Below are 14095 nucleotides of genomic sequence, written 5' to 3'. Positions count from 1 at the left end.
AAACCTTACATCAAATAAATTATCGGAACGATAGTCGGGTATTTTTTCACTTTTCTAAATATATGCTTTCTTATCACTTGGCGCACTTGGCTTTCAAGCATGCGGCTGTCTTTGAGAAGCTCCTCTTTTACGTTGCTTAAAAACTGCACGAGCACCTCTTCCATCTCTTTGCTAAATTCCCCGTCTTGCTTGTCTGCAACAAGACCGTAGCTAATTACACGCGGTTTGTTTATGAGCTTTTGGCTGTGACGTGAAATTTGAGCGATGATCATTACTACGCCCGCTTCTGCCAAATTTTGGCGGTCGATAACGACATCGTCTGAAATTTGCTTGTTGATTTGATTATCTATAAAGACTTTACCGGTCTTAACGGTTTTTGCTCTTTTCATATATTTTTGGCAAATTTCAACCTGATCGCCGTCGCTCATAAGATATATGTTTCGCTCGTCCACTCCGCAGCTTATGGCTGTCTCTTTGTGTTTTGCGATGTGGTTATATTCGCCGTGAACTGGAAGGAAAAATTTCGGCTTCGTTAGGCGGATCATGAGCTTTTGTTCCTCTTGCGCGGCGTGTCCGCTTACGTGAATTTCGCTAAAATCCTGATACGCTACGCTTGCGCCTGATTTTATTAAGAAATTTAGCACCGTCGATACGCTTCCTTCATTTCCCGGGATTGCTTTAGAGCTTATTATGATCTGATCGGTCGGCTTGATTTTTATATATTTATGCTCATCGGTCGCCATGCGATATAGCGCGCTCATCGTTTCGCCTTGGCTGCCGGTGGTTACGATTAGCACCTCGTTGTCTTTGTATTTGCCTACTTCATTTGCATCTATGAAAATTTTCTTATCAAGCTTTACGTAGCCTAGCTCCATTGCCGTGTATAAGTTGCGTTCCATACTTCTGCCGATGACGCAGACTTTGCGGTTATATTTAAGCCCCCACTCGATAGCCTGATATACGCGGTGGATGTTTGAGCTAAATGTGCTCATTATCACGCGCCCTTTGGATTTGGCAAATATCGCGTCAAAGGTCTTTCCTACGCTGCTTTCGCTCTTTGTGATACCTTCTCTGTAGCTGTTTGTGCTATCACTCATCAAGCACAGCACACCTCGCTCTCCGTAGTATGCGATACGTCCTAAGTCGGTCGTATAGCCGTCTATAGGCGTGTGATCTATCTTAAAGTCACCCGTGTGCAAGATCGTACCCGCCTTTGTCGTGATGGCAAGTGCTGATGAATCGATAATCGAGTGAGTTATATGTATCCACTCCACTTCAAAATCACCGATTAGATAAGGCTTGCGCTTTTCAACCGAGCGAAATAGCGAACGCTCCTGCTTTAGCCCATGCTCTTCAAATTTATTATTTATCATTCCAAGCGGAAGAGGCGTGGCGTAGATCGGGAACTTAAACTCTTTGTAAAAATACGGCACCGCACCGATGTGATCTTCGTGAGCATGAGTTATGATAACGCCTTTTATCTTGTCTTTTATCTTTCGCACGTAGTCAAAGTCAGGTATGAGTATATCAACTCCGTGCATGCTCTCGCTTGGAAAGCTCATGCCGATATCTACGATTATCGCGCTTGTTTCGGTCTCAAACACTGTCATGTTTCCGCCGATCTCGCCAAGCCCGCCAAGTGGAGTTACGCGGATCTTATGCTCGCTTGAATTTAGGTATTTAAGCGGCTCAAGACGAAGCTCTTGAGTAGCTTTGTTCGCCTCTATCGCGCTTGCGATGTCTTGTTGCCATTGCTCGTTACCGTTTAGTTTGGCCGGCAAATTTTTTTTCGGCTTTTTACTCTTTTTTGGTTTTTGAGCATCATCGTTTGAGCCGTTTTGGCTGTTTTGCTGAGTGCCGGTATTTTTATTTTCAGCGTTTTGCTTGGCATTTTTTGAATTGTTTTGAGAATTTTGTCCGCCATTTTGAGAATTTTGTTTTTTGTGCTGCTTTGAGTTGGCTTTTTTGCCGTTTTGTTTAGCGGAGCTTTCGTGGCTTTTATTTTGCGTTTCGCCGTCAAAAGAGGTCGCAAAAAAATTATCTATAACGTTATTGCTCGCTTTTTGTTCGGCACTTATTTCTGCATTGTTTTCGCCTTGATTATTTTTGTTTTTTGGGCGAAATCTTCGCTTTTTATTGCTCTTTCCTTTGGAGACTACAACTTTGTCTTCGTTCATCTTTTACCTTTAATTTTTCAAATATTTTTAGATAAAGATTGACATCGATCTCGTGAGGACGTAAATTTTGGCTCAAATTTAGCTCGCCGTAAATTTCAGCTAGCAAGCATTTATCGAAATTTGCCGATAAATTTTTACTAAGCGTCTTTCTTGGTGTGCCAAAAGCGGTTTTTAGAAATTTTTTAAATTTTTCATACTCGAATTCGGTATTAAAAACAGCATTTTCGCCTATCAAATTTTTGCTTTTTTCGATCTTTATAACAGATGAGGTTATCTTTGGAGGCGGGTTAAAACACTCGCTTGGCACGTCAAAAAGTAGCTCGCAGCCACCTTGAAGCGATGCTAAAATCGACAGCGCGCTAAATTCGCTCTCACCGCCTTTGGCGCTAAATTTGACCGCGACCTCTTTTTGTATCATCACAACAAGTCCGCGACATCTCTCATCTTCGATAGCGTTTAAAATCATCTTGGTGGCGACGTAGTAGGGCAAATTTGCCGTTAAAAAGTAGTCTGTCTCACTCAAACCGCTTTCGTCCCACCGACTTAACGCATCTACGCAAAAAAGTCTTAATCGTCCGTCTTTGATTTCTTTTGCAAACTTTTTTTCAAGCAGTTGGTAAAGCTCGCCGTCTATCTCGTAGCTCGTAACCGAATCTGAAATTTGCAAAATTTTTGACGTCAAATCACCTAAGCCAGGCCCAATTTCTACTATGTTTTGCATATCTTTGGGAATCGATTGGATGATTTTGTTCAGCACATTTTGATCGTGTAAAAAATTTTGTCCAAAATGTTTCTTTGCCTTGATCATTTGGCAAATTTATCCAAACTTTGCTTATAAAAAGTTTATTTTGAAAAATAAATATCATTACGGCTTTGTTTTTTATCGAAATTTGGACGAAATTTTAGCCTTGAATTTTTGGCATATTTATGATAATAACTCTTAAGATTCTCCTTATTAATAATGTAATAGAATTTTCAATAATATTTTATATAAGGCTTTTTATGAACGCTATCGAAGTAAAGGACGTCACGCATTTTTACGGCAAAAAGCTGATTTACGAAAATTTGAGTTTTAACGTAAAGCAGGGCAGCGTGTTTGGGATTTTGGGCAGAAACGGCGTGGGTAAGAGCACGCTTATAAATATCCTAATGGGCTATATTCGTCCAAAAAGCGGCGAGTGCAGGGTTCTTGGCAAAAATAGCTTCAGCCTTGACAGCGAAGCCAAGCGCGATATCGCCTTGCTATTTGAGGGATTTACGAGCTTTGATCATCTAAGTATCGCACAGTATGAGGAGTTTTTATCCGCGTTTTATCCGCGCTGGGACAGCAAAATTTATAACGATTTGGCAAAGCTTTTAAAACTCAGCAAGGATCAAAAGCTAAATTCCATGTCCTTTGGGCAAAAGTCCCAAGTTATCCTTGCTTCGCTGTTTGCGCAAGATGCCAAAGTGCTTATATTTGATGATTATTCCATGGGTCTTGATGCTGGATATAGGCGGCTTTTTGGCGATTATCTCAAGGACTATCTTGACGGCAAGGATAAGACAGTGATCGTCACAAGTCACGTAATGAGCGATCTTGAAAATTTGATCGATGAGTTTTTGATTGTCGAGCGAGGAGGGCGAATTTTTCAAAGCAAGATGAGTGAATTTATGCAGGATTTTAAGGTTTATAAACTACCGAAAGAATTTGATGCAAGCGGAAAAAATTTCAAAAATATAGATGAATTTAAACATCACAAAATGGCTTACGGATTTGTAGATATAGACGGTTTTGAGGCGCAAAATGCAAGTTTTGAGGATAAATTTTTAGGCTTTGTAGGCAGATACGAGTAGGGAGGGTGAAATGAGGTCGATATTTTTAAAAGAAATTACAAGACTTGGGCTGTTTTTTGGATTTTTGATTTTGGTTTTAGCTCTGTTTTTTGCTTGGTTTAGCTTTGATCTTAGTTACAAATTCGGAGCCATTCACCCAGAATCAGTCATCTGGTACGGCTATGTGTTTTTTGATAACGAGCCCGAATTTGTAACTTTTGCGGCTATTTCGGCAAGCTTTTTCTGTGTAGCTTTGGCGCAATTTTTGCCGCAACGAAACCGTATAAAGTGCCTGCTTCATCTGCCTGTGTCAAGCTTTCAAATTTTGATTTGGCACTATATTTTTGCCGCCTTGTTTTTTGTGGTTATTTGGGCTGTTTTTGGCACTTGGCTTGTGTTTTTGGCAAACAAATTTTATCCTATCGTCATCACAAAAGAGATTTTTATAAATTGGTGTTATTTTTGCTTAAGTTCGGCAGTTTTTTATATATTTACAAGTTCGGCGTTAATTGATAAAAAAAGCCTTAGAGCGGCTATCTCAAGCGTTATTTTTGTCATAATTTGCTTTGCGGTTACGTTTTATTTTAAAAGTTTTATCCTTATTTTTATTTTACTTTTGCTGTCCGTTTTGCTTGGGTTTAACGCTCTCATATCTCACAAGGAAACCTCGATAAATTTAGCCTTTTTGTCGTTAATTTACGCAGGAATTTTAGCCATAGCGGGATTTGGCGGATATAAATTTTACGAGCAGAAATTCGCAAACAAATCCGAAAGGTATTATATATTTTACTCGCCGAGCCTGAAAGAATTTGTATTTCAAGAGAATTTGGGCGGGCATTATTTCGCCTACAGAAGCGCTAGTGGAAAGGTTTTTAAAAACGAAACGGAGTATAAAAACGAGCTTGCCTTTAACTACTATATGGACTTAAAACAGCAAGGCAAAATGCCCGTTAAAATCGGCGATGAGGTATTTAGCGAGGCTGATATAAGGCAGGCTAGGATGTCGATGACTTACGCACCAAAGGACGCGGTGCCGATTGAAATTCCGCTCTATCCGCTCTTTAACCCCGATCCTAAAATTTCAGCCATACCTTTTAGCGATGATATGATTTATTTTGATAAGGATAAATTTCGCATTTTTCATCATGACGGTGACGAGGAGAGCGAATTTAGCCAAATTTTAAATAAAGATGCTAAAAATTTGGGCGTGAAATTTCCGATTAAGGCTGTTTTTGGAAGATTTACAAATTTAAAGCCGTTTGATGCGGGACTGTTTTTTAAAGATAGTGCCGGCGAGTTTTTTAATGTGAGAATTTATGATGATAAAGTGAGTTTTGAAGCGGTTAAGAGTCTTAAAAATTTTCATTATCTACATATAAATGAGAGCAAAAATAGCGAGTTTTTAGGACTTGGCTTTAATGAAGGCAAAATTTATCTATTTAGTAAAAATTACGAGCTAAAAGAGCTTGAGACGGCGAAATTTGACCCCGCTACTATGCGTCTTAGAGTTAGCTTTGATCCTAAGTATTTGCAAGTTAGGTTTGATGATGGCAAGGACTATAGGGCTTATGTTTTTGATAAAAATAGCTTTGAGAAAATCGGTGAAATCAAACTAACAGAGCGTTAATTTAATTTTTTGACAATGGTTTAAGCTCGAATTTCTTGTCTTGTTTTTCTTGAGAGAACTATAAATTCACTGCGAGCAGTTATTAAGTGAATTTTTGATAAAATCACCGAAAATCACTTAAAGGTATGCCGTGAATAAATTTGCCAAACGTATAATCCCGTGCCTTGATGTTAAAGATGGTCGCGTCGTAAAGGGCGTAAATTTTGTAGGTCTTGTCGATGCCGGAGATCCTGTAGAGATCGCCAAAAGATACAATGAAGAGGGCGCTGATGAGCTTACTTTCCTTGATATCACGGCGACTCATCTTGGGCGAGATACGATTGTAGATGTCGTGGAGAAGGTGGCTCGCGAGCTATTTATCCCGCTAACTGTGGGCGGTGGCATCAAAACGCTTGATGATATTTCACGGCTTTTAAACGTAGGATGCGATAAAATAAGCTTAAACTCAGCAGCCATTCACAATCCAAATTTGATAGACGAAGCTACAAATAAATTTGGCTCACAGTGCGTCGTAGTGGCGATTGACGCTAAGAGTTTTGAAGGTGGCTATCACGTATTTATAAACGGTGGCAGGATAGATACGGGCAAAGATGCGTTTGCTTGGGCGAAAGAAGTTCAGGAGCGCGGTGCTGGCGAGATACTGTTAACTTCGATGGATAGAGACGGCACTAAGAACGGTTACGATCTTGATATTACGCGAATGTTTAGCAAGCTTAACATCCCCGTCATCGCAAGTGGAGGTGCGGGAAATATGGAGCACATAAAAGACGCATTTTTGGCAGGTGCTGATGCTTGTTTAGCTGCTTCTATCTTTCACTTTAGAGAAGTTGAGATCAAAAAACTTAAAGAGTATCTGCGTGAAAATGGCATAGAGGTTAGACTTTGAGAATTAAATTTATGCTTTGCTTTGAGCTTGATTTTCTAAAATTTAAATTTGATTATTGTGAATTTATAGGGACTAGAGCGTGATAATCTCTGCTGGTCGTAATGAAATTTTTGATTTTGCTCTTCCGATGGGGGTAGGGCTTGTGGATATGAGTATAAATTTGACTAAATTTTTATGTGAAAATAGAGCAGATTTGCCTGATGAGATTATATTTATAGGTTCGGTAGGGCTTTACAAAAGCGGAGAAATTTTTGATATTTATGAGAGCCAAATAGCTGCAAATATCGAAATTTCAAGCTTAGAAAATAAAAGCTATACTCCGTGCGAAACTCAAATTTTATCAGTACAAATTTATGACAAAAATTTAAATGCCAAAGTTCCACGTGAAACTATCCGAGTAAATTCGTCAAATTTTATCACGACCGATGAAAATTTAGCATACAAGCTTGCAGAGCTTGGTTATGCTTTGGAAAATATGGAATTTTTTGCAGTATTAAAAGTGGCTGAAAAATTTAAAATCTCAGCTCGAGGGATATTTGTCGCAACAAATTTTTGCAACCAAAACGCACATGAAGACTTTATAAAAAATCACCAGAAAGCCAAAGAAAAACTTATAAATTCACTTAAAGAGAGAAAATTGATATGAGAAATTTGCTTGATTATACGCTTGAGGAGCTTGAGAGCGAGCTGAGCCCAAAATTCCGTGCCAAGCAAGTTTATGAGTGGGTTTATAAGAAAGGCGCAGATAGCTTTGATGAGATGCTAAATTTGCCAAAGGCTATGCGAGAACAGCTTGCACAGGAGTTTTACTTCGATCCGTTAAGCTGTGTGAAAGCCGAGCAGAGCAGTGATGGCTCGATCAAGTATCTTTTTGAGCTTAAAGACGGTTCGCGTATAGAGAGTGTTTTGCTACCGATGAAAGAAGAGCAGACACACGAAGATGGTAAAATTTCCCGCCATGCGCGATATACTATCTGTGTAAGTTCGCAGGTAGGTTGTCGTATGGGCTGTTCGTTCTGTCTTACTGCCAAAGGAGGGCTAAAGCGAAATTTAACTCCGGGTGAGATTGTAGGGCAAATTTTATGGATAAAAAAAGATAATAATATCCCTTACGAGAGACGTATAAATATCGTTTATATGGGGATGGGCGAACCACTTGATAACCTAAATAATGTCTCAAAAGCGATCAAAATTCTTATGGAAAACGACGGGCTTGCTATCGGTGCCAGAAGGCAGACTGTGTCCACTAGTGGGCTTGGTTCGCAGATAAAAAAGCTTGGAGAGATGGATCTAGGAGTGCTGCTTGCGATTTCGCTACATGCCGTAACAGACGAGCTTCGCACAAAACTCATGCCGATAAATAAGGCTTACAATATCGAATCCGTAATGCAAGCTGTCAGAGAATTTCCTATCGATATGAGGAAGCGAGTGATGTTTGAGTATCTTGTCATCAAAGATATGAATGACAGTATAAAAGATGCGAAGAAGCTTGTGAAGCTGCTTCACGGCATTAAGGCAAAAGTAAATCTTATCTATTTTAACCCTCACGAAGGTAGCGAATACAGACGCCCCGAGCTTGAAGATATGCTTAAATTTCAAGAGTATCTTAGGGATCATGGCGTAACTTGTACTATTCGCCAAAGCAAAGGGCTTGATATCTCGGCTGCTTGCGGACAGCTCAAGCAAAGAAATGAGAGCAAATGAGCCTTCTTGATGTCTCACAAATCATCTTTATATCTATTGTGGTGATCGCCGGACTAGCGTTAGTTATAAAAGTCGCGATTTTTGATAAGGATGAAAGATAAGGCTAACTCTTTTGTCTTGTTAGTTCATTAAGTTAGTTCAAATTTCTCTTTTGCAAATTTATAAAATTCAGTTTTTGCGTCAAATTTTGATTTGATATGATAGCTTTTGTAGTCTAATTCAAATGAAATTTCATCTGAATGAAGCAGAAGTCTGCTTGCGCCAATTAAATTTATCCTGTCTATTTTGCTCATTTCCTTATCTAAAATTTTGATTATCTGCTCGCGATCTAATCCATAAAGTGGTTCGCCTAAAATTTTGTGTTCTACGTGAAACAAATGCAAACGAATTTGATGCTGCCTTCCTGTAAGTGGAACGGCTCGAACAAAAGTTGCATCTATGTCGGCAAAATACTCTATCGGAGAAATTTTAGTAACTGCATCCTTGCCATCTTCACAAATTTGCATACGCATTTTTACATCGTCGTAGTTATTTGCAAGATCCATTTTGGCTTCTATTATCATATCGTTTTTGATCTCGCCACTTGCCATTGCGACGTAGCTTTTTTCAACTTCTCTGCTTTCAAAAAGCTTTTTTAGTTTTATTTGCGAGACTCTGTTTCGCGCAACTACAATTAAACCACTCGTCTCAAAATCCAAGCGATGTGCCACGCTTGCTTCTCGACCGTATAAGTGCCAAATTTCATCATTTAGTGAGTATTCGCAGTTTCTACCGTTTGGATGGCTTAAAACTCCGCTTGGTTTATCAAATACGGCAAACTCCTCGCATTCAAATATTGGCTCAAGTCCGCGCGGGTTCGTTTCGTAGTCAATCAGACAAATTTCACCGTTTAAAACAGCGTTTTTTTCATTTACCATAACACCATCGCAAAGAAGCCTTCCTCTATCTATAAGTCGCTGCGCTTCTCTCATCTTAAAGCCTGCATTTATCAGCACTTCATAAGCTTTTTGAGAATCGGCAATGGCAATAAATTTATTGATATATGGCAAATTTAACTCTTTGAATATAATATTTATAAAACAATTAAAGACGAAATTTAAGTTTTATTTTATACATTTCTAACCGCTATTTCAGGGCAGTTTTTGTATAATTTTTCTCTTAAAAATTATACAAAAATTCTCATAAAAGGCTAATAAATGGTAGAGAGATACTCGCGCAAAGAGATGGCTAAAAAATGGAGCATGCAAGCAAAGTATGACGCATGGCTTAAGGTCGAGATCGCTGCGGTTAAAGCGTGGAATAAACTTGGGTTTATCAGTGATGAGGACTGCAAAAAGATAGCAAATAACGCCAAATTTGACATCACTCGCATCGACGAGATAGAAAAGACGACCAAGCATGACGTGATCGCGTTTTTAACTAGCGTGAGCGAAAGCCTTGGTAAGGAGAGCCGCTTCGTGCATTTTGGTATGACAAGCTCCGATTGTATCGATACTGCCGTTGCTTTGCAGGTTAAAGAGAGCCTTGAACTTATCATAAAAGATGTTGAGAATTTGATGAGTGCGATTAAAAAACGCGCTTACGAGCACAAAGATACGCTTATGGTTGGTCGCAGCCACGGAATTCACGGCGAGCCGATAACTTTTGGGCTTGTGCTTGCGATCTGGTATGATGAGATAAATCGCGCCTTAGAGCTCATTAAGAGTGCTAAAAAAGTGATAAGCTACGGCAAAATTTCGGGCGCCATGGGAAATTTTGCGCATGCGCCGCTTGAGCTAGAAGAGCTAACTTGCGCTGAGCTGGGGCTTACTCCTGCACCTGCGTCAAATCAAGTGATCCAGCGCGACCGCTACGCACACGTGATAAACGCCATAGCCATACTTGCTGCAAGTTGCGAGAAGATAGCTGTAGCAGTCCGCCACTATCAGCGCACCGAAGTTTATGAGTGCGAGGAGTATTTCAGTGCTGGACAAAAAGGCTCAAGTGCGATGCCACATAAGCGAAATCCGGTTCTAAGCGAAAATATCACAGGTCTTTGCCGTGTGCTTCGTTCGTATGTGACGCCTATGCTTGAAAACGTAGCGCTTTGGCATGAGCGCGATATCAGCCATAGTTCGGTCGAGAGGTTTGTGCTGCCAGATGCCTTTGTAACGGCTGATTTTATGCTGGTTCGTCTTAGTAATTTGATAGAAAATTTGGTCGTTTATCCTGAAAATATGATGAAAAATTTAAACCTTACAGGTGGGCTTGTATTTTCCCAGCGTGTGCTTTTAGAGCTTCCAAAACGTGGAATTTCTCGTGAGGATGCGTATAAGATCGTGCAAAGAAACGCGATGAAGGTTTGGGCTGATCTGCAAGAGGGCAAGCAGGCTATAAATGAAAAAGGCGAGAGCTTGTATCTGCAAAATTTACTAAACGATGAGGATCTAAGCAAAGCGCTTAGCGAAAAAGAGATAAGAGAGTGTTTTGAGTACAGCTACTACACGAAAAATGTGGATGGAATTTTTAAAAGAGTATTTGATAAGTAAGATTTGATAAGTAGAAATTTAAGGAATTAAGTGAAAGTCATAAAGCGTAACGGAAGAACGGAAGAGCTTGATATAAGTAAGATCAAGAAATATACAGGTGCCGCAGTTGAGGGGCTAGAAAACGTAAATTTAAGCGAGCTTGAGGTTGATGCGAAGATCCAGTTTCGCGATATGATAACGACCGAAGAGATCCAGCAGACGCTCATCAAAACAGCGGTTGATAAGATCGACATAGATCGTCCGAATTGGACATTTGTCGCGGCAAGACTGTTTCTTTACGACCTATACCACAAGGTAACAGGCTATAACGGCTACAACCATCTGCGTGAATATTTTGAAAAGGGCGAGAAAGCAGGGCGCATCATCCCGGGGCTTAAGGACAAATACGACCTTGATGACCTAAACAACTACATAAAGCCTGAGCGCGACTTGCAGTTTGCCTATCTTGGTATCAAAACGCTTTATGATCGCTATCTTATCAAGGATAGCAAGGGTAAGCCTATCGAGCTTCCACAGCAGATGTTTATGGCTATCGCGATGTTTCTTGCGCAAAATGAGCTTGATAGCCAAGGCTGGGCGAAGAAATTTTATGACCTCATCAGCAAATTTGAGGTCATGCTTGCAACCCCGACACTTTCAAACGCTCGCACAACTCGCCATCAGCTAAGCAGCTGTTACATCGGCAGCACGCCTGATAATATCGAAGGAATTTTTGACAGCTACAAAGAGATGGCGCTGCTTTCTAAATTTGGCGGCGGTATCGGCTGGGACTGGTGTAAGGTACGAGCTATGGGCGGAAGTATCGACGGACATAAAAACGCAGCAGGCGGTATAATCCCGTTTTTAAAAGTAACCAACGACATAGCCGTAGCGGTCGATCAGCTAGGCACCAGAAAGGGCGCGATAGCCGTATATATCGAGCCTTGGCATATGGACGTGGGCGATTTCTTGGATCTTCGCAAGAACTCAGGCGAGGAGCGAAGACGTGCGCATGAGCTGTTCCCGTCACTTTGGATAAATGACTTCTTTATGAAGCGCATTAAGGAAAACGGTCGCTGGACTCTCTTTGATCCTGCGCAGGTAGCGGATCTATGCGACCTATATGGCGAAGAATTTGAAAAGCGTTATGTAGAGTATGAAAACGACGAAAGTATCCAGAAAAACACTATTTTAGCTAAAGAGCTTTGGAAGAAAATTCTAACCAGCTACTTTGAGACGGGCATGCCGTTTTTGTGCTTTAAGGATAATGCAAACAGAGCCAATCCAAACGATCACGACGGGCTTATCAGAAGCTCAAATTTATGCACCGAAATTTTCCAAAATACCGAGCCTAATTATTACAAGATCAAAATAACTTTTGATAATGGCGAAGAGATGGTGTTTGATGAGGAAGATGACGTTACTATTGATAGCGGCATAACTAAAAAAGCCAAAAAACTAAGCGCGCTTGACAGCATAGACAAAAAGCAAATTTTCATCGTTGAGAAAGAAAACGTAGAGGGTAAAACAGCGGTTTGCAACCTGGCAAGCATAAATTTAAGCAAGATAAATTCCAAAGAGGATATCAAGCGAGTAGTGCCGATCGCCGTTAGGATGCTTGATAACGTAATCGATCTAAATTTCTATCCGCACAAAAAAGTAAAACATACGAATTTATCCTCTCGCTCGATCGGACTTGGCGTGATGGGCGAAGCTCAAATGCTCGCGCTTAAAGGCATCAAATGGGGTAGCTACGACCACCTAGCCTTGATAGATAGCATAATGGAAAATATCAGCTACCAAGCTATCTACTCAAGTTCAAATTTAGCCGTTGAAAAGGGTAAATACCCGACTTTTGAAGGCTCAAAATGGAGCAAAGGAATTTTCCCGATAGATGTAGCAAACGAAAACGCAAAAGCTCTCGTAAATCGCGGAGGGCTGTTTGATGAGGATACTTGCGATTGGGATTGGTTGAGGCAGAAGGTTAAAACCGACGGCATGAGAAACGGCTACTTAATGGCTATCGCGCCGACTAGCTCGATATCTATCCTTGTGGGCACCACACAGACGATTGAGCCTGTGTACAAACGCAAGTGGTTTGAGCAGAATTTAAGCGGCATGATACCGACTGTCGTGCCTGATTTAAGCCCTGATACATGGCAGTTTTACACGCCTGCATATGAGCTTGATCAAAGAGTCTTGGTAAAAGCCGGCGCTATACGCCAAAAGTGGATAGATCAAGGACAAAGCCTAAATATATTCATGAGCCTTGATAAGGCAAGTGGCGGCTATCTGAACGAAATTTACACGCTTGCTTGGGAGCTTGGACTTAAATCAACCTACTATCTGCGCTCTGAAAGCCCTGATAGCAACAAGGTAAATAATGTAGCCGATCGTTCTATCGAGTGCGAGGGGTGTCAATAGTAGTTTTTATACAGTAGGTTTTTGTTATTTTATACAAGCCTACTGTTTTTGTGTGCGCTATATTATATAAATTATTCTGTGGATCTAGTATTTATTATTTCTTTCTTACATTTTTCTAAATCAACTTGTTTTAAATGTGGTCTTCCTATAAAAAAACCTATACCAACTTCGCCTTTTACACAATAAGTTTCGTTTGCTTTTGTTTCTATAGTAACTGATGATTTTGATTCAGTTTTTGCCCAAATTTCAATTTCTTCGTTTGCTTCAAGATCTGCTTTGATATATCCACCATTTCTAAGTTCTCCTAAAACTATTGTAGGACTGCTTGGAATTGTTGCTTTTACATCATAAAAAACACCTCCTCCTGTAAATGCACTTGGACGATAAACATAAAGCAATGCTTTATTTTCTTTTGGTTTTTCAAAAACACTAAATTTTGCACCTTTTGCACCACATCCACTTATTGAAAATACTACAGTAATTAAAAGACAAACTTGAAAAACTTTATTTTTTAAACACATCAAAACTTCCTTTTTCAAATATTTCATTAATTTGATTTTGTAGATTAATTTTTATTTTTTCTATACATTTATTTCTGAGATTTGTCATATTTGTATTATTAAATAAATTTCTTGAAACATTGCTAACACAAACAGCACTCAAATTTATAGTATGAGAATTATTAAAAAAACGTAAATTACCAGCCATTTTAAATACATCACTGCTCATTGGAAAACCAACTAGAATCAATGGATTAAATAATAGATTTACTGTATCAAACTCTATTGATGTTTTTTGATCTAAATATGTAAATGAGTAAGTAAAACTAATATTGCTATTAGAAACTATTATATTATTTGGTAAGTACTTAAACATGTATTTTTGAGTGTCGCTAGGAGTAGCTATGATCTGGTGTGATTTAAAACTATTGGTTGTTTGTGGAATTATGTCTATT

12 protein-coding genes are annotated in these 14095 nt (G+C 39.6%); 7 read left to right on the top strand and 5 right to left on the bottom strand.

Going from position 1 to position 14095, the window contains the following annotated elements; all coding sequences use genetic code 11:
- Positions 1-5 precede the first annotated feature (5 nt).
- Positions 6-2177, bottom strand: coding sequence for a ribonuclease J (locus CDOMC_RS09530; protein WP_172129556.1), 2172 nt, complete (start codon positions 2175-2177; stop codon positions 6-8).
- A complete protein-coding gene (gene rsmA / locus CDOMC_RS09525; RefSeq protein ID WP_172129555.1) occupies positions 2134-2985 on the bottom strand; it encodes a 16S rRNA (adenine(1518)-N(6)/adenine(1519)-N(6))-dimethyltransferase RsmA in 852 nt (283 codons plus the stop codon). The genes CDOMC_RS09530 and rsmA overlap by 44 nt, the downstream gene beginning before the upstream one ends.
- 194 nt (positions 2986-3179) lie before the next feature.
- Here rsmA and CDOMC_RS09520 point away from each other — a divergent pair, with 194 nt between their 5' ends.
- From CDOMC_RS09520 to rlmN, 5 genes are all read left to right on the top strand, one after another.
- Positions 3180-4013, top strand: a complete 834-nt coding sequence (locus CDOMC_RS09520; RefSeq protein ID WP_172129554.1) for an ABC transporter ATP-binding protein — start codon at positions 3180-3182, stop codon at positions 4011-4013.
- Between the two features lie 10 nt (positions 4014-4023).
- A complete protein-coding gene (locus tag CDOMC_RS09515; RefSeq protein WP_172129553.1) occupies positions 4024-5619 on the top strand; it encodes a DUF4857 domain-containing protein in 1596 nt (531 codons plus the stop codon).
- 130 nt (positions 5620-5749) lie between these two features.
- Positions 5750-6505 (top strand): imidazole glycerol phosphate synthase subunit HisF, encoded by a 756-nt coding sequence (gene hisF / locus CDOMC_RS09510; RefSeq protein WP_172129552.1) that lies wholly within the window; start codon positions 5750-5752, stop codon positions 6503-6505.
- A 79-nt stretch (positions 6506-6584) separates the two neighbouring features.
- Complete coding sequence (locus tag CDOMC_RS09505; RefSeq protein WP_172129551.1) at positions 6585-7151, top strand: phosphorylase family protein; 567 nt, start codon at positions 6585-6587, stop codon at positions 7149-7151.
- Complete coding sequence (gene rlmN / locus CDOMC_RS09500; RefSeq protein WP_172129550.1) at positions 7148-8209, top strand: 23S rRNA (adenine(2503)-C(2))-methyltransferase RlmN; 1062 nt, start codon at positions 7148-7150, stop codon at positions 8207-8209. Before CDOMC_RS09505 ends, rlmN begins: the two co-directional genes overlap by 4 nt.
- Before the next feature lie 128 nt (positions 8210-8337).
- Here rlmN and CDOMC_RS09495 read toward each other — a convergent pair whose 3' ends face one another.
- Complete coding sequence (locus CDOMC_RS09495; RefSeq protein ID WP_172129549.1) at positions 8338-9258, bottom strand: pseudouridine synthase family protein; 921 nt, start codon at positions 9256-9258, stop codon at positions 8338-8340.
- Positions 9259-9405: 147 nt separating this feature from the next.
- Between CDOMC_RS09495 and purB the strand changes: the two genes are divergently transcribed.
- The gene (purB, locus tag CDOMC_RS09490; RefSeq protein WP_172129548.1) at positions 9406-10737 is read left to right on the top strand and encodes an adenylosuccinate lyase; all 1332 of its coding nucleotides are present in this window, start codon (positions 9406-9408) and stop codon (positions 10735-10737) included.
- 30 nt (positions 10738-10767) lie between these two features.
- Positions 10768-13140 carry a ribonucleoside-diphosphate reductase subunit alpha gene (locus CDOMC_RS09485; protein WP_172129547.1) on the top strand — a complete coding sequence of 791 codons (2373 nt, stop codon included), beginning with the start codon at positions 10768-10770 and terminating at the stop codon, positions 13138-13140.
- A gap of 71 nt (positions 13141-13211) precedes the next feature.
- On the opposite strand, the gene CDOMC_RS09480 is transcribed toward CDOMC_RS09485, so the two are convergent.
- Together CDOMC_RS09480 and CDOMC_RS09475 are read right to left on the bottom strand one after the other, a co-directional pair.
- Positions 13212-13661 (bottom strand): hypothetical protein, encoded by a 450-nt coding sequence (locus CDOMC_RS09480; protein ID WP_172129546.1) that lies wholly within the window; start codon positions 13659-13661, stop codon positions 13212-13214.
- A complete protein-coding gene (locus CDOMC_RS09475) occupies positions 13645-13869 on the bottom strand; it encodes a hypothetical protein (protein WP_172129545.1) in 225 nt (74 codons plus the stop codon). Before CDOMC_RS09475 ends, CDOMC_RS09480 begins: the two co-directional genes overlap by 17 nt.
- Positions 13870-14095: the final 226 nt, after the last annotated feature.

It is taken from the genome of Campylobacter sp. RM16192, from assembly GCF_004803855.2.
Classification (GTDB): Bacteria; Campylobacterota; Campylobacteria; order Campylobacterales; family Campylobacteraceae; genus Campylobacter_A.
The sequence above is the reverse complement of the archived record's forward strand: the minus strand, read 5'-3'. Positions and strand labels throughout refer to the sequence as shown.